Here is a 22,609-nt window from a genome sequence, read left to right on the forward strand (position 1 = left end):
CACTTGAAAGACATCCTTTGCCAAGTCCACCGCCACCGTCGTAGCATCCATGTCGGCCTCCTCTTCGTTCAGCTTGTTGAACCCAAGCCTTCATCACGGCACATGATGCCGCGAATGAACGGGGAGGAGTCCATACCATCAATGCAGCCGATGGCGACGCGTGCGATGATGAGCGCCGCCGCGGCTGATGCCGGGCGTTGGCCTCAAATCCAATCGCTGCGAGATGTCGGAAACCCTGGCACAAGCGTAGAATCTCCTGAGTGACGGTCCGGTTCTACATCGATCCAGCGACGGGTCAACCCCACATCTACGGCCACTCGGTCGTTGAGGAAGAAGTGCAGGATGTCCTGGCGCGGCCGATGGAGGACCGTGCTGGTCGTGACGGATCACGGATCGCGCTCGGTCAAACCGAGGCAGGTCGGTACTTGCGAGTGATCTACGTGCCGGATCCAACGCCGGGCTCGGTGTTCGTCATCACGGCGTACGAACTCGGCGAGAAGGCCCAGAAGGCCTTGCGGCGGCGTCAGAAGTCGTCACAAGGGAAGAAGCCATGAAGAAACAGAACCGATTCCCACCAGGTTGGAACAACGCACGAGTGCAACGGGTCCTCGACCATTACGAGGCGCAGTCCGACATCGAGGCTGTGGCAGAGGACGAAGCGTCGTACCGGTCAACGACGACGACCGTGATGAAAATACCGGTCAAGCTCGTTCCAGCCGTCCGAGCACTCTTGGCGAAACGCCGGGCAAGTTGATCGACTGGGGCCTCACACGGCATGCGGCCGACGGCGCGATGGGCGCGTGCACGCCGCGGCTGATGCCTGCCGCTAGCTCGCTGAATCGATTGGCAATACGCATGGATCAACAACAGGGTTTGATTACGATCCTCGATGCACTCGGTGCGTCGAGCTATTCAGATCCCGAGATATCGAAGTTTCTTGATTCTCGCGATCGAGTTCTGAGATTGTTGCGGCGCAAGGCTAATGCCAAGGAGGTTCGAGGCGACATCGGCGAAGATGTCGTATCGACATTCACCTTCAACGACACCGTTCTCATCGTATATAGGACAGACGGGGCTGCAACGCTGGAGGACGTCGAGCATTTCTGTCGGTTGCTGCGAAAGTTCGAGGTAGATTCTCTGGCACAGGGCATCCTGTTTCGGGGATCTCTGTCACTGGGCATGTTCTACGTCGATGACGACACGAACACTGTCATGGGGGCTGCGGTGACCGATGCCGCCGCGTGGTACGATTCAGCCGATTGGATTGGCATAAATGCCACTCCGCACGCCACGCTGGCGATCGAGGCTCTGGTGGAGCGGGGCCACGGCACTGTGGGTCACGTCCTCATCGACTATGCCGTCCCCCTCAAGAATCTCCCGCCTCTTAATCTCAAGGCAGTCAACTGGCCGAAAGCGTTCGTCGTACCGAGTCTGACACCTGTAGCCGACGGCGACGACCCTAGGGCGAAATGTCTGTCTCTCTTGACCCAGCATAGGTTTCCAAAAGGCACTGAGTCGAAGCATTTCAACACGATGAAATTCTTTGATCACTGCATCGAGTCCTGGCAAACAGATCGTCGAAAGCGAAAACGAGCGGGGCTAACACGATTTGCAGCCGACAGCGGCCGGTGATCGGTGCGCCGCCGCGGCTGAAATCTGACGTCTAGGCCGATCACGTCTCGGAACGATCGAGACGACGATAAGATAGCGACGTGGCGTACAGCTTCGAATGGGATCCGAAGAAGGCAGCTTCGAACCTCAAGGATCACGGCGTCTCCTTCGACGAGGCGACCACCGTCTTCGGCGACAACTTGGCCATGAACATGCCGGATCCTGATCATTCCGAGGGCGAACGGCGCTTCCTGGTACTCGGGATGTCGCGCGCTTCGAGGATCGTGGTGGTCTCGTATGCCGAGCGGTCGCCACGGACACGGATCATCAGCGCCCGATTGGCCACGGGCCCTGAGAGGCGGAAATATGAAAACGACTAAGGCAAGGAAATCGGCGGCTGATGCCGACACGATGCGCCCGGAGTACGACTTCTCCAACGCCGTGCGGGGCGTAACGGCCGCGCGGTATGCGAAGGGTACGAACGTGGTGCTTCTCGAACCGGACGTGGCTCAGCTTTTTCCAGACAGCCAGGCGGTCAATGAGGCGCTACGCACGCTCGCCAGGCTTGCTCGCGTCGCGCCTCGCCCAAAGGCGCGGCACAAACGGACGGCATAGCATCCGGCTGCACCCGACGGCTGCGGACTGGCGCCGAGCAGCCGCGGGTGAGCCCGAACGTTGATATGGCTGTCACTTGTCAAGTAAGCAAACCCTTCCCGTCCCCACGACGGTGAGTCCCGGGTTTCGTTCTCAGTCTTCGTTCGTCGGTCTTTCCGGCGGCACCGTGTTTCAGCGACGGTTGACGCTGCTGATATTCGCGGGTTGGGTACCGCCAGACTTCTGTGCGTCGCGGAGCTGCCTCACTCTAGGCACGGACATCTCAGCCGAAGCTGACGCCCATAACGTTCTCGAGGATTCTCCACCTTTCCATTCACACTGCCTGCGCTCGTTGAAACTTCGCCACCAGTTCTCATGCGCTGTCTGAAGCGCATCGAGGCAACGCTTTCGGTTCTCCGACACCTCCCGCACTCTGGACTCGTCCGCCTCGATCAGCCGCGGCGGAGGTTCGTCTCCCGGCCCAAGGCCAAGCCGCCAGGCGATTGCACGTGCCACGGCTTCGGTCGCTGTGGCTTCGTGCCCCACGCAGCGCCACGATCAGCGGCGTTGTCGCGCACGACGATCGCCTCCTCGAGCATCCTCCATAACCGCGCACTTCGCTCCCTCAGCAGGAAGATCGCCCGGTTCCCGCCGCCTGCGATCCTGTCGTTGTCTGCGCCTGAGGGCCACCGCGTTTACGATCGCCAGCAAGGCTGTGAGACAACGGGTCGGGGTCATCCTACCCTCCGGCGCGGCGACGCGGTGCGCCGCTGCGCCTCGAGCTTCATCTAGTGGGGGAGGCGGCGAACGCGATGATTCTGCTGATCGTTTGCGGGCGGATCAAGAGAGAAGCAGTCTTGTAGGACGAACACCGACGAACGAAATGCGAAGCGCAAGCCTGCGATGGTTCAGTCGTAGCCGACCCCGAACTCCCCGGCCGCCGTCGCCAATCGCCGATCGGCCGTCCACAACTTCAAGCGGCCGACCAGCGCGGACGCCAGCAGGTGCGCATCGATCCAGCCGATACCGCGCCCGTGCAGTCGACGATCCCGCACGAAGGCGACGACATCCGCGTGAAGCACGACGGGCGCCTGGTGCATCTGGGCGTAGTCTGCCAGCATCTGCCTGCGCCCGCCCTTGCCGCCGATGAGCAGCTCTCCATAGACGAAGTCGTGGCCGCTCACTTCCTCGCGCCCCAAGAGCCAGTCCAGTTCGACGGCGTACGGCGCTCGATTGGACAGGAAGCCAATCCAGACGGAGGTGTCGACAAGAACGATCATGCAGCCGGGTGCCTCGCGGATGAAGCCCGTTCGCGCCGGCGTCGAGTACCGCGTGCCCGCGGCTCCGACCCGCGAAGGGCCCGAAGACGCTCATACGCCGCGTGACGGACCAGCGCCTCGAGGCCAAGCCGAACGGTGTCGGTGTCGGTCCCGGCCCCCGACGCCGTCCTCGCCTCTTTCAAGAGGTGCTCGTCGATGTGGAGGGTCTTCTTCATACATACGATTATGCCATATTGATATGGCTGGATTATCCGTATCGCGACCGGACGCGGCGCACGGCCCCGGCCTGCCGCAAGAGGTCACGGCCCCCCTGTCACCTCCCTCCCCCACCATGCGTCTTAATAAATGACCCTTTCCAGGAGGTGCCCATGGCAGGGTGGACCCTTGTGCTTGCGCTCACACTCGCCCCTTGCGTGTGTCCACTGCTGCCGTCGCCGCAGGCGGCGGTTCATGTGACCGATCCGGCTCCGATTCCGGATCTCGTCGCCGTGTTCGCGGCCCGGCTGGCGCCGGGATCCCAGGTCACCTTGAAGCTGATGGACAACCAGGTGCTGAAGGCGGAGTTCGCGGGGCTTGCCGGGGACCGCGTGATGGTCCGGCTGGTACGCACGCGCGAGGAGCTGGCACTGCCGCTCGGCGCGATCTACTCCATCCACGCGAAGAGAGGCGGCGCGGTCGTCAGGCCCTAGCGCGTCCGCGCGCAGGCCGGCGTCCGGCGCTCACTCGTCACCGAGCACCTCTCGGACCCGCGTCAGCAGCGCGTGGGCGGTGAACGGCTTCTCCAGCAGAACCGCCTCGAAGGGGAGCGCCGGCCCGACCGGCTCCGCGTAGCCCGACATGAACACCACGCGCGGCGTGGAGCCGTCGAAGCGGATCCGCCGTGCGAGCTGCGTCCCGTCGATGCCCGGCAGCACGACGTCGGTCAGCAGCAGGTCGACGGCGCCCGGCTTGCTCGCGGCCAGCGCGAGCGCCAGTTCGGCCGACGCCGCCTCCAGAACGTGATAGCCATGACGCCTGAGGACGGTGCACGCGAACGATCGCAGCGCGGTCTCGTCCTCGACCACCAGGATGGTTTCGTGCCCCACCGGCGACGAGATCTGCTGGCGCGCCGGACGCGCGGAAGGCACCGCTTGATCCGTCTTCGGCAGGTAAATCTTGAACACCGCCCCGTGGCCCGCCTCGCTGTACACCAGGACGTGCCCCCCGAGCTGGTTGACCACGTCGCGCACGACGGCAAGGCCAAGACCGGTGCCGTGCTGCCCCTTCGTCGTGAAAAACGGGTCGAAGGCTCGATCGCGCACGTCCGGCGTCATCCCGACCCCGTCATCCGCCACGCCGAGCACCGCGTACTCGCCCGGCTTCGCGTCCGGGTGATGACAAACGTACTCCTCGTCGAGCGACGCGTTGCGCGTGGAGATGGTCACGGTGCCGCCGTCCGGCATCGCGTCGCGCGCGTTCAACACCAGGTTCATCAGGATCTGCTCGATCTGCGACGAGTCCCCCCACACGCCGTGCGTGGCGGGATCCATCGACAGGCGGATGCTGATGTTCTCGCTGATCAGGCGGCGCAGCATCGGTTCGAGCGTCTCGACGACGGTGTTCAGCGAGAGCGCGGCCGGCTTGGGCGTCTGCCGCCGCACGAACGTCAGGAGCTGCCTCGTCAGCGCGGCGGCGCGCTGCCCCGCGACCACGATCTCCTGCAGGTCTCGCCCGATCGGCTTGTCCGGTCCAATCTGCCCGCTGATCAGCTCCGCGTACCCCAGAATCGCGGTGAGCATGTTGTTGAAGTCGTGCGCCAGCCCGCCGGCGAGCTGCCCGATGGCCTCCATCTTCTGGGCCTGCTGGAGCTTCAGCTCAGCCTCGCGCCGCGCGGTGACGTCGACCGAGAGGACGCAGATGCCGTCGGGCACCGGCTCGATGAGCAGCTCGAACCAGCGCCGCTCGCCGCTCGGATAGGCGAACTCGTTCACCATCCGCTCCGACCGGCGGCCCCTCATGACGCGCTTCAGGACTTCGAACAGCTCGGTCCGCTCGATCCCCGGATAGGCGGACATCATCGTCTTGCCCACCAGGGTTTCGCGTGGTTGGCCGCCGTGTCGCGCGGCAGTCTCGTTCAGGTACAGGTACTTCCAGTCGAAGCCGATGATTTGCACGCCTTCGAGCAGTTGCTCGATCGAGATCTGGAGAAGAGATTGTTCGGCTGCAGACATCGCCCCCCCGCAAGGTCGTTGTGTGGCCGCGGGGGGACGATAGCACAGGTAGGGGCTGTTCAGGCGACCGGGGACCCCTGAGGCCGCGCGACGCCGACCGGCAGCGTGACGGTGAACGTCGAGCCACGCCCTTCCCCCTCGCTCATCGCGCAGACCGTTCCGCCGTGAAGCTCGACGAGGTGCCGCACGATTGACAGCCCCAGTCCCAGGCCGCTCTGTTCCCGGGAGGTGGACCCGCCAGCCTGCGAGAAGCGGTCGAAGACGCGCGGGAGAAAGTCGCGCCTGATCCCGATGCCGGTATCCGTCACGGTGATGTCCAGCGTGGACGGGCCACGCGCGATCCGCGCCGTGATGCACCCGCCGGGCTCGGTGAATTTCACGGCGTTCGACAGCAGGTTCCACATGACCTGTTGCAGGCGGCCCGGATCGGCCCAGATCATCGCCGGTTCGACGCCTGCGACGATCCGCAGCTCCAGCCGCTTGGCGTCCGCGGCCGGCTGCATGGACTCGATCGCCTGTCGCAGGAGGGCGACGGCATCCACCTCCTGGATCTCGAGGCGCAGCTTGCCCGAGATCATCCCGGACACGTCGAGGACGTCCGTCACGAGCTGGTTCTGCGCCTGGGCGTTGCGGAAGATGGCCTCGATGGCCTGGTGCGTCAGGCGCTGGTCCAGTTCGCCGCGCGACAGCATCTGCGCCCACCCAAGAATCGCGTTGAGCGGCGTGCGCAGCTCGTGGGAGAGCGTGGCGAGGAAATCGTCCTTCACCTGGTTGGCCTCCCGCAGCTCCTCCTCGACGCGCTTCCGCTCGGTGACCTCCTCGACCGCGACGTTCACGCCGACGATGGCGCCCGTCTCGTCCCGCACCGGAAACCAGTGCTCCGACCAGGTCCGCACGATTCCCGGCTGCGACGGCAGCTCGCCGCGGATCTCCACGTTCATCGCGGGCTCGCCCGTCTCCAGCACCCTCCGCAGCAACTGCTCCGCCTGGTCCGCGATGTCGGGAACGACTTCACGGAACGTGCGGCCGATGTGCGCCTCCGGCGGCGGGCCGTTCATCTCCGCGAGCCGTTTGTTGATGCGAAGAAACCGCCCCTGCCGATCGAAGATGCACAGCCCGATCGGCGCAGAGTCGTAGATTGAGGCGATCTCCGCCTCGCCGCGCCTCGCCGACTCGCTGATGGCGCGCGCCCTCGCCTCGCTCTCGCGCACGGCCTGCTCGGCCCGGCGCCATCGCCCCACCTGCCAGACCAGCGCGAGACCCACCGCGACGAAGACCAGCTCGCCATAAAAATGATTCGCCGGGGAGTACTCGGGGAACGGATGGACGATGACGTAGTCCACGAGTACGGCGCTGGCCAGAACCGCGCTGATGCCCCCCTGGACGCCGGCGATCCAGGCGGCGGCCGTGACGGCGGCGAAGTGAAACGCGAACGGAACCTGGTCGAGGAGCACCGGCTCCAGTACGAGCCGGATGAGCGTCGCGACGGCCGCCACCAGCACACCGAGGGCGCACCGCGCGGCGCGCGATGAAGGCGGGGCTTCGAACAGCCGCATGGTCGTCAGGGACCTCAGCCCGGGAACACCGTCGCGACGGCGGCCCGGGCCGCATCACCCTGGCCCGCGTCGGGCACCGGTTGCACAGGCAGCTTCAACACGAAGTGGGCGCCCGGTCCCTCGGGCAGCAGTTCCAACGTGCCGCCGTGCGAGGCGGCAATCCCCAGCCCGATCGACAGGCCGAGGCCCGTTCCCGCGCCGACTTCCTTGGTCGAAAAGAACGGCTCGAAGATCCGCCGCGCCAGTTCCGGCGGGACGCCAGGACCATCGTCGGCCACCTCGACGCACACGAGCCCGTCGGCGGCGCCCGTCTTCACGCGAAGCGTGCCCGCGTTCCGGCACTGCAGCATCGCCTGCTCGGCATTCAGCACCAGGTTGAGAATGACCTGCTGGACCTCCTCGCGGCTGATCCAGACCGGCGGCATCCCGCTCGCGTAGTCTTCCTCGATCGTGATGTTCGCGGTGACCAGCTCGTAGCTCCGGAGCGCCAGAGCGGCCTGGACGACGGCATTCAGATCTTCGTTGGTGCGCTCGACCGGCGCGCGCCTGACGAACGACAGCAGGTTGCGGACGATGCGGGCGGCGCGCATCGCTTCGCGCTTGACCTGGTCGAGATCCGCGCGCGCGCCTTCGCGCTCCTCGCCGTCGAGGAGCAGCTCGGTGTAACCGATCACCGACTGGAGCGGGTTGTTCAGCTCGTGCGCCACGCCGGCGACCAGTTGCCCGACCGCCGAGAGCCGCTCGCTGTGTATGAGCTGGTCCCTGAGCTGCATCTCCGAGGTGACGTCGTGCTCGACGCTGAGCAGGTGTGTCGTGCGTCCTCGCTCGTCGCCGAAGGGCACCACGGCCGCGGCCGCGGGGAAGGTGGTGCCGTCGGAGCGGCGCCGCACGACGGTGCCCCGCCACGCGCGCCCGCTCCGGCATTCGGCCAGTGCCACCTCGATGGCCTTGGCCGACGCCGGATCGAACAGGCTGCCCGCGTCGCGGGTCGCAAGCTCCGCGCGGCTGTAGCCGAGCGCGCGGCAGAACGCGTCGTTGGCGTAGACGAACGTCCGGTCGATCGTGCGGATCGCGATCTGCTCGTCCGCCTGCTCCACCGCCGCAGCCAGCAGCCGCAGCCGGTCGTCGGTCTGCCGCAGGTGCGACCGCTCGACCGCCAGCCGCGCGAGCAGCAGCGGCAGCACGGACACCACCGTCACGGCCGTCGCCAGATCGCGCGTGCCCGCCGTCACCACGCCCGGCAGGGTGCCGCGCAGCGTGTAGTCGATCGCCGGGATGAGCACGAGGACCGCCAGGATCAACCAGGGGCGCGATGGCACGACCTCCGTCGGCTCATCCTCGCGGGGCACCCCCTCGGACGTCGGCGCGTGTGCGGCCGCCCAGGGGTAGAACATGAACGGCAGGATCCACATGAAGTCGTAGACCGACCCCGGGCGGTACAGCCCCTGGGCGATCCCGGCGTTGCTGAGCATCAGCGCGATGAAGTTGACGCCCAGACCGAGTGCCAGCCGGCGATACGTCGCGCCCCAGGGGTCGCGCCGGGCGAGCACCGCGGCGGCGGTCATGCCGGCGAAGACCACCAGGGGCTGAAGCACCGCCAGGATCCACAAGGTGGATGCCCGCGACGGTGCGCCGCCCCCCACCAGGTCCTCCGCCGTGACCACGTAGGAGTAGAGGAATCCGATGAGGACCGCGATCCCCGCGATGTCGACGGCGATTGCGGGCGCCGCCTTCTCGCGGACGCCACGGTGCGGCTGCGCGAGCAGCGCCAGCAGCGGCGCCGCGGTTCCGAACAGCACGAACACGGCGTGCCAGCCGAGCCACGGCGTTTCCCGCTGCAGCAGGAGGCCGTCGACGAACCAGCCGACGTGGCCGATGGCACCCGTCGCGAGCCCCAGCGCGATCGCCGCCCAGAACAGCCATTGGCACCCCGACCAGCGCCTGCGGTGCCGCGCAATGACGGCGATGCCCAGGAGCGGCGGCAGCAGCAGCGCCGCGAAACGGAGCCAGGCGAACAGCGCACCGGTATCCGCGAGCGCCAGGCTCGCCGCGACGTACAACAGCGTGTAAATGATCCCGAATGCGAGCCAACCCATGATCAGGCTGCCGGAAATGAGAGCAGTTTCGGCACCGTAGCACGACCGTGCGGAGGCACGCAAATCGGGGATATGATCAGCCGCCACGCGTGTCATGTACACGATGTTCCTGCTCTCGGTTGGCGAGCGTATCGCGCCCGGGCTGCACGATCTGGATGCGGCGGGACGCCGGCGCGTCGCCGCGATTGTCGAGCGCGCGGTGGCCGCGCGGCCGCCGCGGGTCCGGCGCCAGCTCTCGGCCTTCCTGCACCTCCTGCGATGGCTCCCCGCGGCGCGCTACGGACGCCCGTTCGATCGGCTGCGCGGGGCGCAGCAGGACGCCGTCCTCCGCTGGTTCCACGACTCGCCGCTCGCGCCTTTCAGGCACGGGTTCTGGGGTGTCAAGACGCTGATCTTCATGGGCTATTACGGGCGTCCCGAGGCCGCGGCCGAGATCGGCTATCGCCCGGCGCGCGCCGGCGCCCCGCCGTTCCATGCGCGATAAACAGGTGGATATCGCGATCATCGGGTCGGGCGCCGGCGGCGGCACCGTGGCGAAGGCGCTGTCGCCGCTCTGCCGCGACGGCGTGAGCGTGGCCGTGCTCGAGAGCGGCCCGCGGCTGAAGGAAGAGGAATATACCGGCCGCGAGCTGGAGATGGCCGAGCGGCTGTATTTCGACGGCGGCGGCGTGCTCACGCGCGACCGCAGCGTGACGCTCGCCTTCGGCCACGCCTACGGGGGATCGACCGTCGTGTACACGGGCACCTCGCTCCCGCTTCGCGAGAGCACGCTGCGCAAGTGGAACGTCCGCGGCCTCGATTTCGACGACCTGCAGCGGCGGTCGCGCAAGTATTTCGCCGAGAACCACGTGCACCTGCTCCCGGACGAGTGCATCAACGACAACAACCGGCTGTTCGCCGGGGCGTGCCGCACGCTCGGATACCGGGTCGAGCAGTTTCCGGTGAACGTCGACGGGTGTCGCGGCAGCGGTCTGTGCAACCTCGGATGCCCGAACGGCGCCAAGATGGGCACGCACCGCGTGCAGCTCCCGCAGGCGGAACGAAACGGCGTCACGGTGGTCACCAACTGCGCGGTGGACCGAATCGATCCGGCGGCGAGAACGGTGCGGGCGACCGTGAGACGCGAGGCGATCGGCCACCCGCCGGCGTGGGAGCCCGGCGAGTACCGCGTGCGCGCCCGGGCGGTGATCGTCGCGGCGGGGGCGGTGAACAGTCCGGCGATCCTCCTGCGTTCCGGGCTCGCGGGAGATCTCAAGGCGCTCGGCCGGTACTTCACGTGTCATCCGGCGCTGATCCTGGTCGGGCAGCACGACCACCCCATCACCAATTTCTCGGGCCACCCGAAAAGCTACTACTCCGACCATTTCGCGGAGTCCGAGGGGTTCCTCCTCGAGACCTGCATGTACTTTCCGTTCGTCACGGCGAAGAGCCTCGCGGGCTTTGGCGACGAGCCGCGCGCGTTGATGTCCGCGATGGATCGGCTGCAGATGATCCTCGTGCTCGCGCTCGACGCCGCGCTGCCCGGGAACCGCGTCACCGTCAACGGGCGCGGCGAGCCCGTGGTGGACTATCGGTTGTCCGAGCCGGTGCGCGCGTCGCTCGTCAAGGCGATGCGCGCCTCGGCGCGCATCTTTTTCGCGTCGGGCGCCCGCCGCGTGCACGCGCCCGCGGGGCGGACGTTCTTCGTCGAGGCCGGCGACAGCGATCGGCTGGACGACCTGATCCCGCTCGAGGGCTTCAAGGCCGGCAAGGTCTCCGTGTCGAGCGCGCACCTCATGGGCGGCTGCCGCATGGGTGACGGCCCCGCCGCGTCGGTCACCGACGCGTGGGGCGGCGTGCACGGCGTGCCGTGGCTGTTCGTCGCCGACGCCAGCCTCTTCCCCGGATCCGCGGAAATCAATCCGTACATCACCATCATGGCGCTGGCGGACCGCGTCGCCGAGCGCGTTCGCGGCCGGCTGCCCGAGCTGCCGCAGTGACTCCATGAAGCTGCGCGGTTCCGACCTCGTCGTCAAAGCCCTGGAGGATGCCGGCGCGCGGCTCGCCTTTGGCATTCCCGGCACGCACAACATCGAGCTGTACGACGCGCTCGACCGATCCGAGCGCGTGACCCCGGTGCTCGTGACCGACGAGCAGAGCGCGTCGTTCATGGCGGACGGCGTCTCGCGGACCTCGGACGCGACCGGAGTGGTCAACGTGGTGCCTGGCGCCGGCCTCACGCACTGCCTGTCGGGAGTCGCCGAGGCGTTCATGGACAACGTGCCGCTCGTCGTGCTGGCGTGCGGCATCCGGTCGGACACCGGCAGAGCCTTCCAACTGCACGACATCGATCAGCTCGCGCTGCTGCGCCCGATCACGAAGGCCGCGCTCCGGCCCGCATCGGCGCAGGAGATCTACCCCACCGTTCGACACGCGTTCGATCTCGCGAGATCGGGGACGCCGGGACCGGTGGCGGTGGAAATCCCCGCCGACTTCTACATGTTGACGCAGGAGGTGGCGGAGCTGAGTGACCGCACGCCCCCCCCGGGCCCGCCGCACGCCAGCGACGCCGACCTCGCCGCGGCGGCGGCGATCCTGAACGCCGCGCGGCATCCCCTTCTCTACGTCGGCAACGGCGCGACCGCCGCGGGAACGCTGCTCGTGCGGCTCGCCGACGCGCTCGGTGCGCCGGTGGCGACGACGATCCAGGGCAAGGGGGTCTTTCCCGAGTCGCACCCGCTGTGGCTCTGGAATGGCGTGGGCCGGTCGGCGCCGCCGTTCGTGCGGCACGCGGCGGACCGCGCCGATGCGATGCTCGCGATCGGCTGCCGCTTCTCCGAGGTGGGCACGGCGAGCTACGGCTTCACGCCGCCGGCGAACCTGGTGCACGTGGACATCAACCGCGAGGTGTTCAACCGGAACTTCCCGGCGCGGCTGGCGGTGGAATCCGACGCGGCCGCATTCATCCGCGATCTCCTGCCGCGCCTGTCGGCGCGCGCGACGAGCGATCGAGACGACACCTCGCGCGCCATTGCCGCCGGTCATCGCGACGTGGTGGACGACTGGCGGCGCCATCCGAGCGAGGGGCGCGTGACGCCCGCCGCGTTGTTCGCGGCGTTGCAGCAGGCGGCGCCACGCGCCATCTACTCGACCGACAGCGGCAACGGCACGTTCCTCGCGATGGAGCACCTGCGGCTCGACGAGCCGCGGCAGTTCATCGGGCCGATCGACTATTCCTGCATGGGCTACGCCGTGCCGGCCGCCATCGGCGCAAAGCTCGCGAACCCGGATCGCGATGTCGTGGCGCTGGCCGGTGACGGTGCGCTGCTGATGACCGGCCTCGAGCTGCTGACCGCGGCACACCTGCGGGCCGCGCCGCTCGTGTGCGTCCTGCGCGACGGCGAACTGGGACAGATCGTGCAGTTCCAGCGCACCGCGCTCGATCGCGACACGTGCGGCATCATCGCGCCGTACCGCCTGGAGGCGTTCGCCGCGGCGGTGAACGCGGAGTACTTCTCGGCATCGCGCGACGGGGAGCTGCCGGCGGTGCTCGCGCGCGGCCTGCAGGCGACCCGCGCCGGGCGCGCGGTGATGGTCGAGGCCGCGATCGACTACTCCCGAAAAACCTACTTCACGCGCGGGGTGGTCATGACCACCCTGCGGCGCCTGCCGCTCGGCGACCGGCTGCGCATGCTCGCGCGCGCCGCCTCGCGCCGGGTCCTGGGCTAGGCCTGCAAGGTCCGCCCCACAGCTTGCTCTGGATCAAAGACCCCCACCCCCGCGTCCCATATAGTGAACCCGTGGCCGTGAAACCCGCTCCGCTCGTACCAGCGCATCCCGAGCGGATCTGCTGGGGCTGCGACAAGTACTGCCCTGCCGACGACCTGGCGTGCGGCAACGGGACGATCCGCACGCCGCACCCCGTCGAGCTGTTCGGCGATGACTGGGTCGAGTGGTCGGAGCGACGGGCTAGCGCTCGAGCAGGTCGAACATCCGGCTGAACTTGATGACGAGCGATCGATCCGTGCGCTCCGGGCGCGCGAAGAGATCGTCGAGCGCGTGCGTGTCGGTATAGACGACGAACAGCCCGGTGTTCGCGGCCTGGAGCAGGCCGAACCGCACGTTGGCGGACCAGAGGTCCGCGCGATCGTTGTACTGCACGAGCGCCTGGACGAACGCGCGTGTCGTGAACGAGTAGCTGACGCGCGCGCGCACCAGGTTGGTCACGAACGCTCCCCACGGCAGGTTGACGTCGTTCCGCTGGTACGCGACGTCCGCCGTGAGCGCGTCTCCCGCGCGCATGCGCAGCGTGGGGCTCCACGTCACGCGATCGCCGCCGAAGAACCCGCCGATGATCGCCTGCATGTTCAGGCTGACCGGCGCCCCCTGGTTCGTCATCAGCACGAGCTGCGCCTCCGAGTGCGCGTAGTCCCCCACCGGAACGGAGACGCCCGGATAGATATCGAACGGGGTCCGCACCCCCTCGCGCGTGAGATTGATGCCCGTGTGGATCTCGTACCCGTTCCGGAACTCCGTGTGACTGTCGATGTGCCAGTACATCGTCTCCAGCGCACCGTCGAGCCCGTAGAACGCCCGATACGTCGTGTGGGGCCGGAATTCCTGGACCGAGAAGAAATCACGCGGCCGGAATCTCGTCATGATGCGGGCGTCCGGCTTCCGGTAACCCCGCCGGCTCAGAAAGCCGACCTCGGGATTGAAGCCGTCGGCCACCTGCTGGTATCCCATCTCGAGATCGAACCGCGGCACGTTCGTGCGCGACCGGATATTGAACGCGTAATCGTCCCGATCCTCGCCCGGCGTCTCGGTCCTTGCGAGGAAGCTCGAGAGCACGGTGTGCTGCCGCACGCCCCACTTGCCGTCGAGCGCGTAGGTGCGATTGTGATCCCGCGCCGGCGCGAGATCCCCCATCCCCTGGCGGTTCACGAACAGCGCGCCGAACGACGATCGGTTGGGCAGGTCGCGGCTCACGCGGATCACCGCGAAGTTGTTGCCGGGCAGCCGCTCCTCGAACTCGCTGGTCTGCATGTTCAGCACGCCGATGCTGTACGCGCCCGCCTTCCCAGACAGCCGCGCGCCGCCCAGAATCGGCACCGCCCTGCCGTCGCCGCTGATGCCGATGCGGCGGCTGAAGAACAGATCGATCTCTCCCGGGTTGCCCACCGAGAAGAACCCGGCGTTCTCGAGAAAGAACGGGCGCTTTTCGGGGTAGAACAGGTTGAACCGATCGAGGTTGACCTGCTGCTCATCGACCTCAACCTGCGCGAAGTCGGTGTTCACCGTGGCATCCAGCGTGAGGCTGGACGCCGGGTTGTACTTCGCGTCGAAGCCGACCTCGCCGAGCACCACGGCGTCCACCGGGCGCTCTCCCGATTGCCGCACGTTGCCAAGCGCGTACGGCGTCACCTTGAAGTTGCGGAACGCCGGCGTCCGAACACCGGAAAGGTCGCCGGCAAGCGAAAGGCGATACAGGCTGTACTGGCGCGGGATCGGCGACCAGAACGCACGCTCGTTGCGGCGCCTGATGTTGCGCTGGAAGTTGACACCCCACACCTGGTCGGCCCCCGGCGGGAACCGCAGCGTTCGGAACGGAATCGCGAACTCCGCGGACCAGCCAATCTCGGTAATCCGCGTCCGGACCTCCCAGGCCCCGTCCCAGTTCAGGTTGAAGCCGCCGCCGGATCCCGCCTGCTGTGATTGTCCGCGCCCAAGACCCGCCCCACCCTGTCCTTCATTCGTGACCTGCCCGTCGTATTCGATGCCGGCGGGGTTGGTGCCGAAGAGAAACCCGTTCAGGCCGTCACGATACGTGTCGAAGATCATCTGGAAGCTGTCGGTGTCATCGAGCGGCGTGTCGCGCCGCGAGTCCGACACGATGATGCCGCGGGGGTTCCTGTCATAACAGACGACGCCGACGTAGAGCGTGTCGTCGGTGAACACGAGCCGCACTTCCGTCCGCTCGGATGCCGGCTGCCCCTCGTCCGGCCGCTCCTGCCAGAAGCCCGTGATGGGCGGGGCCGCCTCCCAGGCGGCGTCGCCGAGGACGTCCCCGTCAAGGACCGGGCGCGACGGGGCGGAGACTGCCTCGGCGCTCGGACGGCCGTCTGCCGCCACCACAGCCGGCGCCGGCGACATCGGCTGAGCCATTGTCATCGATGCCACGGCGAGCACGGTCGCCGCAGCGGTTGGAATCGCGCGCGGATGAATCATCGAACTGTGCATTGTACAATCCGCGCCCGGAGGCTCCAATGCCGTGTGTCTCTTTGGTCGCGATCGTGGCCCTGATACTGGTGTCATACACGCCTGCCGCCGCGCAGGCGCCCCTCACCATCGGCACGACGACGGCCGCGCCGGGGTCGATTGCGGCGGGAGCGCTGGAAGTCGCGCCCCGTCCCGGCGACACGGGCAGCACGATCCCCTTCACGATCATCAACGGCGCGACCGGCGGGCCGGTCCTTGCGCTGGTCGCCGGCACGCACGGGATGGAGTACGTGCCGATCGTCGCGCTCCAGCGGATGCGCACGGCGATCGATCCGAAAACGCTGCGGGGCGCGATCGTCATGGTGCACGTCGCGAACATGCCGTCGTTCCTCGGGCGCACGGTGTATTACTCGCCAATCGACGGCAAGAACCTGAACCGCGTGTTCCCGGGCAAAGCGGACGGCACGATTTCCGAGCGCATTGCCGACGCGATCACGCGCGAAGTGATCGCGCGCGCCACGCACGTCGTCGATCTTCACTGCGGGGACGGCAACGAATCGCTGCGGCCGTACCTGTATTGGGTCACGACGGGGGACCCGAAGGTCGCCGAAGCGGGGCGCGCCATGGCGCTGGCGTTCGGACTCGATCACATCGTCGTCGATCGCGAGCGGCCGGCGGATGCGAACGCGTCGCTCTACCTGTCGAATACGGCCATCACCCGCGGCAAACCGGCGCTGACGACGGAAACCGGCGCGCTCGCGCGGGTCACAGAGGAAGACATTGCCCTGGTGCAACGCGGTGTCGCCGGCCTGCTCCGCCACCTTGGGATGCGCCCCGACGGTCCTCAGCAGGCCGCCGCTCCGGTGTGGATCGAACGCAACGAGGTACTGAGAGCCGGGGTCACCGGCATTTTTTACGCTGAAGTGGCGAACGGCCACACGGTCGCGAAAGGGGCACTGATCGGTCGCATCACGGACTTCCACGGCCGGATCCTCGAGGAGATCCGCGCGCCGTTCGACGGCGAAATGCTCTACGTCGTCGGGACCCCTCCGGTCAGCGAAGGGGAGCCGCTGGGGATGATTGGCTCGCGGTAGGAGGTCCTTGACGGCGTGACGTCGCGCGACCCCGTTTTTGCTTTGGCATCCCCCTGCAGTCGCCAAACATGCGCAAAACCGTGAGCCGGAGCGCACGCGGATTACGGTTTTGCAGTCCGGGATGCCAGAAATGCCATATGTCGATGGGTTGACCGCAGCCGAGGGGCGCGGTCTTGCCGTGCTGGCGGCGCCGGAGGCCGCCAGCCGGCCTCGCCTGGCGCGTGCCGTGCCCGTGTTTACGGCCACGCTGTTCGCCGGCGCGTTCCTGCTCTTCCTCGTCGAGCCCATGATCGCCAGGATGGTGCTGCCGCTGCTCGGCGGCTCGCCGTCGGTCTGGAACACGTGTGTCGTGTTCTTCCAGGCGATGCTGCTCGCGGGATATGCGTGGGCGCATGGCACGATGCGGCTGGGCGTGCGGCGGCAGTCGATGGTGCAAGCGGCGCTCGTGGCGGCGCCGCTCGTCGCGCTGCCGTTCGGAATCCGGCAGCTCTCGGCGCCCCCATCGGACGGCAGCCCGGTCGCGTGGCTGCTGCTGGTGCTGCTCCTCTCGGTCGGCCTTCCCTTCTTCGTCCTGTCCACGTCTGCAGCCGTGATGCAGAAGTGGTTCTCGACGACGGATCATCCCGCGGCGAAGGATCCGTACTTCCTGTATGCCGCGAGCAATCTCGGCAGCCTGCTCGCGCTGCTCGCGTACCCCGTGCTGGTTGAACCATACCTCACGCTGCAGCAGCAAGCCCGCGCCTGGACAATTGGCTATGTCGCGTACGTCGTGCTCGCGCTCGCGTGCGCGGCGATCGTCTGGCGGCAGCCTGCGCGCGCGCGAGACGAACGCGTGCGGGAAGCCGCCCTCGGCGCCGCGCTGACGGGCACGCGCCCGGCGCTCACGTGGACGATCCGCGCGCGGTGGGTGGCGCTCGCGTGCGTGCCGTCGAGCCTCATGCTCGGCCTGACCACGTATCTGTCGACGGACATCGCCGCGATTCCGCTGCTGTGGATCGTGCCGCTGTCGCTTTACCTGCTGACCTTCGTCATCGCGTTCGGCGGGTGGTCGGTGCGGGCCACCGCGGCGGCAGACCGGTTGCTCCCCCTGGCGCTCGTGCCGATGGCGATGATCATGGTGGGGCGCGTGAGCGCGCCCCTGCCGCTCGCCATGGCCTTGAACGTCGCGGCGTTCGTCGCGGCCGCGCTGGTGTGCCACGGCAATCTGTCGGCGAGCCGCCCGTCCACGGAACACCTGACGGAGTTCTATCTCTGGATTGCCGTCGGCGGCATGCTCGGCGGGCTGTTCAACTCGCTGGTCGCCCCCGTGGCGTTCACGACAATCGTGGAGTACCCGATCGCGCTCGTGGCGGCGTGCCTGCTGAGGACACGGATCGGCCGCGAGACGCTCTGGATCGATCGGCCGATGATTGCCGGAGGCGTCGTCGCCGCCGTTGCGACGCTGAGCCTGGGCGCGGTCCTGTGGGCGAACCAGGCGCTGCCGACAGGGCGCCTGTTCATGGTGGCGCTGTCGGTGCCAGCCGTGCTGGCCTTCACGGTCGCGCGCCGCCCGGTCGCGTTTGCGCTCGCGTTCGCCATGATCCTCACCGCCGGCACCTTCTTCAACGCCGGCCTGGGCGCGACCGAGTACGCGGAGCGGACGTTCTTCGGCGTGTACCGCGTCCATACCGACGAGGCAGGTGGCTACCGCTACCTCCTGCACGGCACGACGCTGCACGGGATGCAGCGGCTCGACCCCGCGCGGCGGCAGGAGGCGCTGTCGTATTACCACTCGACCGGGCCGGTGGGCGACGCGTTCGCGAGCCTGCCGGCGGCCGCCGGCCACCGCGTCGGCGTGATCGGCCTGGGCGCCGGCGTCCTGGCGCGCTACGCGCGGCCCGGCCAGCACTGGACGTTTTTCGAGATCGATCCGTCCGTGGAACGCATTGCGCGCAATCCGCGGTTCTTCACCTACCTCGGCGACTGCGGGCCGCGGTGCGACGTCTCGCTGGGTGACGCGCGGCTCTCGCTGGCGCGCGTTACAGACGGCGAGTTCGACCTGATCGTGCTCGACGCGTTCAGTTCCGACGCGATCCCGATGCATCTGATGACCGCCGAGGCGCTCGCGCTGTACCGGTTGAAGCTGTCGCCCGATGGCGCGCTGCTGTTCCACGTGTCCAATCGCCACCTCGTGCTCGCACCCATCGTGGCACGGCTCGCCGGCGCCGCCGGCCTCGTCGCGGTGAATCGCTTCGACCGCAACGAGCCGCCCGTCCCTGGCAAGATCGGCTCGCACTGGATTGTCATGACGCGCGAGCGCGCCGGGCTCGGCCCGCTCGCGGCGAACGCCGCGTGGGTCGCGCTCGAGCCGCACGCGGGCACACCCCTCTGGACCGACGATTTCACGAACATTCTGAGCGTCCTGCGACCATCGCAGGCAAACGCGCGCTGAAAGGGCGGGGACCATGGCTGCAGGGTGGATGAGAACCGCGCTCCGCCGGATCGGCATCAAGGTGCCGTTCGGCGGTGTCATCTGCCCGGAGCTGTCCCGCACCGTGCACATCGAGAGCGACTGGCGCGCCCGCATCGTCACGCGGCGGGCGCTCGTGTTTACCGGGACGCCGGTGCCGGGCGACCTGCGCGATCGATTTGCCATTGAGCCCGGATCGCCGCTCGAAATCCTGTTCTATGACTCGCCGGACGCGGTGGAAGTCGGCCGCCGCCGCCGGGATCCGCACGTGCTGGAGATCGAGTGGATGCCGAAGCAGATGCCGGTGCGATTCGGGCTCTATCGGCACGAGGACACGTGGATCTGCCCCGAGTCGCAGCGCAAGTCCGCCGTGTCGGCGCAGTATCGCTGTGACATGAAGATGGGGGCGTTCACGATCGAGTTCATCACGCCGGGGCTGTTCGAGGGAGGCATCCTCCTCCGCCATCCTGGCTGGCGGCACGTCCGCAGCGAGCGCGCCCTCATGAAATACGCGCTCGCGTGCCTCAAGGAAAAGCGCGGCGAGCAGGCGCGCCTCGACGAGGGCGGCAAGCGCGCGGCATGGGAGGTCGAGGGGCCGCGTCGCGGCGAGCGGTATGTCTTTGTGCTGTTCCACGAGCACGGAATCGCGGAGTGGGAGCGCCGCGTCCATGACAGCTCGCTCGTCGGCCGGGCGCGGCGGCTGGCCGGCAGCTTCGCGCGCTGAGGCGGAAAAGTGTGACAGTCACACTTCCAAAAGGGTGACTGTCCCACTTTTGGAAGTGTGACTGTCACACTTTTCTTGCCGGATTATCGGCGGCAGGCGACAAAATTCCCAGAGAATCGACGGGTGCGGTAATTGCTTCCGGGAGCCGCAATGTCCCCGTTGGAGCCAGACGCGCCGGTCCGCCAGGGATGTACGTGCCGCGCGTGCGGGCGCGGCCGCCCGCGCCTGGTCGGCATCACACCCGACGGCACCTGGTGCCAGTGCTCGTCGTGCCGCCGGATCTGGCGATGCGAGAACTGCCCGCAGTTCGCCCCGCGCCTCGGCGCGACTGGCCGGAGCCGGCCACAGAGCTAGTCCTCTCACCGCGCCTGCGTCCCCTGCGGTGAAAACCTCCGATGGTATGCTGCGGCCACATGAATCCCGTGGTCCTCATTACGGGCGCCTCCTCCGGCATCGGCGAGGCGCTCGCGCTCGAATACGCGCAGCGCGGCGCCGATCTGGTGCTGCTCGCGCGGCGCACCGACCGGCTTGCCGCGGTGGCGAAACACGCGGGCGCGCACGGCCATCGGACGCTCGCGCTCGAATGCGACGTCACCCGTGAGGACGCGCTCCGCTCGGCGGTCGACCGCGCCGAGCGCGAGTTCGGGCGGGTGGATGTCGTCATCGCGAACGCCGGCTTCGCAGCGACCGGCCGCATCGAACGGCTGTCGATGGACGATTTCCGCCGGCAGTTCGAGACGAACGTGTTCGGCGTCATCCGGACCGTCCACGCCTCGCTCGACGCGCTGGAGCGATCGAAAGGCCGGCTCGCCATCATGAGCAGCGTCGCCGGATACGTCGCCTCGCCCGGCATGGCGCCGTACGCGATGAGCAAATTCGCCGTGCGCGCGCTCGCCGACTGCATCCGGGAAGAGCTCAGGCCCCATGGCATCTCGGTGACCACGATCGCGCCTGGATTCGTGGACAGCGAGATTCGCCGGGTCGGCCGCGACGGCGTCTTCCGCCCGGAGAACCCCGAGCTGGTGCCCGCCTGGCTGCGGGTGCGCACCCACGTCGCGGCGCGCCAGATCGTCCGCGCGATCGATCGGCGGCGGCCCGAGGCCGTGATCACCGGCCATGGCAAGCTGATGGTCCTGCTCGCGCGCCACGCCCCGTGGGCCATGAGGACGCTCGCGCGGCTCCTCGCGCCGAGACTCAGAAAGGTCTGAGGAGCCGATCATCCCCGACGAGATCCACGACTTCCTGCTGTATCGCACCTGGGTGCGCGTCAACGCCGCCACGGCGGAGTTCCTGGAGCGGACGCTCAGGCCGAAGACGTAGCGGGGCGCGCCGGCCGCGCACACGTGTGCGGCATCGACACATCCGAGCGCGCACGCACGATGTCACACGGGGTTTTGTTGAATATTTCAAGGTCGCGGGCTGGCACGTTTCCCGCGAGAGGGCTTTCGAACATTCATGCGCGAAATTTTCGACTTCGTTCCCGCCGGCGCTTACCGCACCAGCCCGGAGGGCCGGGTGCTGGCCGCCAACGAACACCTGGCCAGGATTCTTGGGTTCCCGAGCGTATCCGTACTCATCGGGCGGGATGTCATGGATCTCTATGCCGATCCCGGCGACCGCGAGCGTCTGCTGCGGGCACTCGCACGAGAGGGCTCGACTCGGATGGAGGCGCAACTGAAGCGCCTCGACGGGATCCTGTTCCACGCGGAGATTTTTGCCACCCTCGTGGATAGCAACGGTTCGCGGTTCGTCACCGGCATCATCAACGACATCTCCGATCGCAAGCGCCTTGAAGGCGACGTCACCCAGTTCCGCCGGGCGGTGGACGCTTCCGACGACGCCATCTTCGTCACGAATCGCGACGGCACGTTCACATACATCAACCCGGCGTTCACGCGGTTGTACGGGTACGCGGCGGAGCAGGTGCTCGGCCGGTGCACGCCGCGCATCCTGAAAGGAGGCAAGTACGATCGGGACACGTACGCCGCCTTCTGGGCGACGCTGCTCGAAGGCTCCAGCGTGCGCAATGAATTCATCAACCGGAGGAAGGACGACACGCTCGTCCTCGTGGACGTGTTGGTCAATCCGATTACGGCCGACGACGGAACGATCTCCGGCTTCCTCGCAATCCAGCGGGACATCACGGCGCGCCGCCAGGTCGAAAACGCGCTGCGGGAAAGCGAGGCCCTGTTCCGGCGCGTCTTCGACGACCTCCCGGTCGGGACGGCGCTGGTGGCGGCCGACGGCCGCTTTCACCGGGCCAACAAGGCGTTCTGCGCGATGATGGGGCGCTCCGAAGCGGAGCTGAAGGAGCTGACCGCCGCCGACATCACGCACCCGGACGATCGGGCCTCCTCGCTGGCGGCTATCCGCGATCTGCGCGAGGGACGCATCGACCACATCGCGATGGAGAAGCGGTACGTCCGAAAAGACGGTGCGACGGTGTGGGGCTCGATCTCGGTGCGCCTCATCCACGATGCCGACGGCCGGCCGCTCTGGACGATGCCGGTCGTGGTCGATGTGACCGAACGGCAGCGGCTGGAGCAGCAGCTCCGCCAGTCGCAGAAGATGGAGGCGGTCGGCCAGCTCGCCGGCGGCATCGCGCACGATTTCAACAACATCCTCACCGCGATGATGGGGTACGGCGAGCTGCTGGTGGGCCAGGCGCAGCCCGGAACACAGGCCGCGACGGATCTGGAGCACATCCTCGAGGGAGGAAGACGCGCCGCGGCGCTCACGCGCCAGCTCCTCGCCTTCAGCCGCAAGCAGGTGCTGCGGCTGGAAGTCGTGGATCTCA

Annotated in this window: 19 protein-coding genes; 13 read left to right on the plus strand and 6 right to left on the minus strand. The window is 67.7% G+C overall.

Annotated features, from left to right (window positions below; translation table 11 throughout):
- Positions 1-260: 260 nt before the first annotated feature.
- The 3 genes from HYU53_18550 to HYU53_18560 all read left to right on the plus strand — a co-directional run bounded on the left by HYU53_18550 (position 261) and on the right by HYU53_18560 (position 1,991).
- Positions 261-554, plus strand: a complete 294-nt coding sequence (locus HYU53_18550) for a hypothetical protein (protein MBI2223194.1) — start codon at positions 261-263, stop codon at positions 552-554.
- Positions 555-750: 196 nt separating this feature from the next.
- Positions 751-1,632 (plus strand): hypothetical protein, encoded by an 882-nt coding sequence (locus HYU53_18555; protein ID MBI2223195.1) that lies wholly within the window; start codon positions 751-753, stop codon positions 1,630-1,632.
- Positions 1,633-1,712: 80 nt separating this feature from the next.
- Entirely contained in the window at positions 1,713-1,991 is a 279-nt protein-coding gene (locus HYU53_18560) for a BrnT family toxin (protein ID MBI2223196.1), read from the plus strand.
- A 1,122-nt stretch (positions 1,992-3,113) separates the two neighbouring features.
- Here HYU53_18560 and HYU53_18565 read toward each other — a convergent pair.
- On the minus strand, positions 3,114-3,485 hold the full coding sequence (locus HYU53_18565) for a PIN domain-containing protein (protein MBI2223197.1): 372 nt from the start codon (positions 3,483-3,485) through the stop codon (positions 3,114-3,116).
- Entirely contained in the window at positions 3,482-3,700 is a 219-nt protein-coding gene (locus HYU53_18570; GenBank protein MBI2223198.1) for a type II toxin-antitoxin system VapB family antitoxin, read from the minus strand. The genes HYU53_18565 and HYU53_18570 overlap by 4 nt, the downstream gene beginning before the upstream one ends.
- A gap of 153 nt (positions 3,701-3,853) precedes the next feature.
- Here HYU53_18570 and HYU53_18575 point away from each other — a divergent pair, with 153 nt between their 5' ends.
- Entirely contained in the window at positions 3,854-4,174 is a 321-nt protein-coding gene (locus tag HYU53_18575; GenBank protein MBI2223199.1) for a hypothetical protein, read from the plus strand.
- A 30-nt stretch (positions 4,175-4,204) separates the two neighbouring features.
- Here the strand turns inward: HYU53_18575 and HYU53_18580 are convergent, their stop codons facing one another.
- From HYU53_18580 to HYU53_18590, 3 genes are read right to left on the minus strand one after another with little or no spacing between them, the layout of a single operon-like run.
- Positions 4,205-5,695, minus strand: coding sequence for a response regulator (locus tag HYU53_18580; GenBank protein MBI2223200.1), 1,491 nt, complete (start codon positions 5,693-5,695; stop codon positions 4,205-4,207).
- A 59-nt stretch (positions 5,696-5,754) separates the two neighbouring features.
- The gene (locus HYU53_18585; GenBank protein MBI2223201.1) at positions 5,755-7,251 is read right to left on the minus strand and encodes a PAS domain-containing sensor histidine kinase; all 1,497 of its coding nucleotides are present in this window, start codon (positions 7,249-7,251) and stop codon (positions 5,755-5,757) included.
- Between the two features lie 14 nt (positions 7,252-7,265).
- Positions 7,266-9,347: a PAS domain S-box protein gene (locus HYU53_18590; protein ID MBI2223202.1), complete on the minus strand. Its 2,082-nt coding sequence runs from the start codon at positions 9,345-9,347 to the stop codon at positions 7,266-7,268.
- A 94-nt stretch (positions 9,348-9,441) separates the two neighbouring features.
- Here HYU53_18590 and HYU53_18595 point away from each other — a divergent pair, with 94 nt between their 5' ends.
- The 4 genes from HYU53_18595 to HYU53_18610 all read left to right on the plus strand — a co-directional run bounded on the left by HYU53_18595 (position 9,442) and on the right by HYU53_18610 (position 13,327).
- The gene (locus HYU53_18595) at positions 9,442-9,831 is read left to right on the plus strand and encodes a gluconate 2-dehydrogenase subunit 3 family protein (GenBank protein ID MBI2223203.1); all 390 of its coding nucleotides are present in this window, start codon (positions 9,442-9,444) and stop codon (positions 9,829-9,831) included.
- Positions 9,821-11,326 (plus strand): GMC family oxidoreductase, encoded by a 1,506-nt coding sequence (locus HYU53_18600; GenBank protein ID MBI2223204.1) that lies wholly within the window; start codon positions 9,821-9,823, stop codon positions 11,324-11,326. The genes HYU53_18595 and HYU53_18600 overlap by 11 nt, the downstream gene beginning before the upstream one ends.
- A 4-nt stretch (positions 11,327-11,330) precedes the next feature.
- Positions 11,331-13,055 (plus strand): thiamine pyrophosphate-binding protein, encoded by a 1,725-nt coding sequence (locus tag HYU53_18605; GenBank protein MBI2223205.1) that lies wholly within the window; start codon positions 11,331-11,333, stop codon positions 13,053-13,055.
- A gap of 77 nt (positions 13,056-13,132) precedes the next feature.
- On the plus strand, positions 13,133-13,327 hold the full coding sequence (locus tag HYU53_18610; protein MBI2223206.1) for a DUF3079 domain-containing protein: 195 nt from the start codon (positions 13,133-13,135) through the stop codon (positions 13,325-13,327).
- Here HYU53_18610 and HYU53_18615 read toward each other — a convergent pair.
- Entirely contained in the window at positions 13,296-15,554 is a 2,259-nt protein-coding gene (locus HYU53_18615; GenBank protein ID MBI2223207.1) for a carbohydrate binding family 9 domain-containing protein, read from the minus strand. The genes HYU53_18610 and HYU53_18615 overlap by 32 nt on opposite strands.
- Positions 15,555-15,592: 38 nt before the next feature.
- Here HYU53_18615 and HYU53_18620 point away from each other — a divergent pair, with 38 nt between their 5' ends.
- From HYU53_18620 to HYU53_18640, 5 genes are all read left to right on the plus strand, one after another.
- A complete protein-coding gene (locus tag HYU53_18620; protein MBI2223208.1) occupies positions 15,593-16,639 on the plus strand; it encodes a succinylglutamate desuccinylase/aspartoacylase family protein in 1,047 nt (348 codons plus the stop codon).
- Between the two features lie 130 nt (positions 16,640-16,769).
- A complete protein-coding gene (locus HYU53_18625) occupies positions 16,770-19,070 on the plus strand; it encodes a fused MFS/spermidine synthase (GenBank protein MBI2223209.1) in 2,301 nt (766 codons plus the stop codon).
- Between the two features lie 28 nt (positions 19,071-19,098).
- Positions 19,099-19,812, plus strand: coding sequence for a hypothetical protein (locus tag HYU53_18630; GenBank protein MBI2223210.1), 714 nt, complete (start codon positions 19,099-19,101; stop codon positions 19,810-19,812).
- A 413-nt stretch (positions 19,813-20,225) separates the two neighbouring features.
- The gene (locus HYU53_18635) at positions 20,226-21,020 is read left to right on the plus strand and encodes an SDR family NAD(P)-dependent oxidoreductase (protein ID MBI2223211.1); all 795 of its coding nucleotides are present in this window, start codon (positions 20,226-20,228) and stop codon (positions 21,018-21,020) included.
- A gap of 247 nt (positions 21,021-21,267) precedes the next feature.
- Positions 21,268-22,609, plus strand: a 1,342-nt coding sequence (locus tag HYU53_18640; GenBank protein MBI2223212.1) for a PAS domain S-box protein, incomplete at its 3' end; no start/stop codon positions are given.

Source organism: Acidobacteriota bacterium, from assembly GCA_016184105.1.
GTDB lineage: Bacteria > Acidobacteriota > Vicinamibacteria > Vicinamibacterales > 2-12-FULL-66-21 > JACPDI01.

Excerpts from the sequence above, each read along its gene's own strand:
- HYU53_18565 (MBI2223197.1), bottom strand. The coding sequence starts at position 3,485 with ATGATCGTTCTTGTCGACACCTCCGTCTGGATTGGCTTCCTGTCCAAT.
- HYU53_18570 (MBI2223198.1), bottom strand. The coding sequence starts at position 3,700 with ATGAAGAAGACCCTCCACATCGACGAGCACCTCTTGAAAGAGGCGAGG.
- HYU53_18575 (MBI2223199.1), top strand. The coding sequence starts at position 3,854 with ATGGCAGGGTGGACCCTTGTGCTTGCGCTCACACTCGCCCCTTGCGTG.
- HYU53_18580 (MBI2223200.1), bottom strand. The coding sequence starts at position 5,695 with ATGTCTGCAGCCGAACAATCTCTTCTCCAGATCTCGATCGAGCAACTG.
- HYU53_18585 (MBI2223201.1), bottom strand. The coding sequence starts at position 7,251 with ATGCGGCTGTTCGAAGCCCCGCCTTCATCGCGCGCCGCGCGGTGCGCC.
- HYU53_18590 (MBI2223202.1), bottom strand. The coding sequence starts at position 9,347 with ATGGGTTGGCTCGCATTCGGGATCATTTACACGCTGTTGTACGTCGCG.
- HYU53_18595 (MBI2223203.1), top strand. The coding sequence starts at position 9,442 with ATGTACACGATGTTCCTGCTCTCGGTTGGCGAGCGTATCGCGCCCGGG.
- HYU53_18600 (MBI2223204.1), top strand. The coding sequence starts at position 9,821 with ATGCGCGATAAACAGGTGGATATCGCGATCATCGGGTCGGGCGCCGGC.
- HYU53_18605 (MBI2223205.1), top strand. The coding sequence starts at position 11,331 with ATGAAGCTGCGCGGTTCCGACCTCGTCGTCAAAGCCCTGGAGGATGCC.
- HYU53_18615 (MBI2223207.1), bottom strand. The coding sequence starts at position 15,554 with ATGATTCATCCGCGCGCGATTCCAACCGCTGCGGCGACCGTGCTCGCC.
- HYU53_18620 (MBI2223208.1), top strand. The coding sequence starts at position 15,593 with ATGCCGTGTGTCTCTTTGGTCGCGATCGTGGCCCTGATACTGGTGTCA.
- HYU53_18625 (MBI2223209.1), top strand. The coding sequence starts at position 16,770 with ATGCCATATGTCGATGGGTTGACCGCAGCCGAGGGGCGCGGTCTTGCC.
- HYU53_18630 (MBI2223210.1), top strand. The coding sequence starts at position 19,099 with ATGAGAACCGCGCTCCGCCGGATCGGCATCAAGGTGCCGTTCGGCGGT.
- HYU53_18635 (MBI2223211.1), top strand. The coding sequence starts at position 20,226 with ATGAATCCCGTGGTCCTCATTACGGGCGCCTCCTCCGGCATCGGCGAG.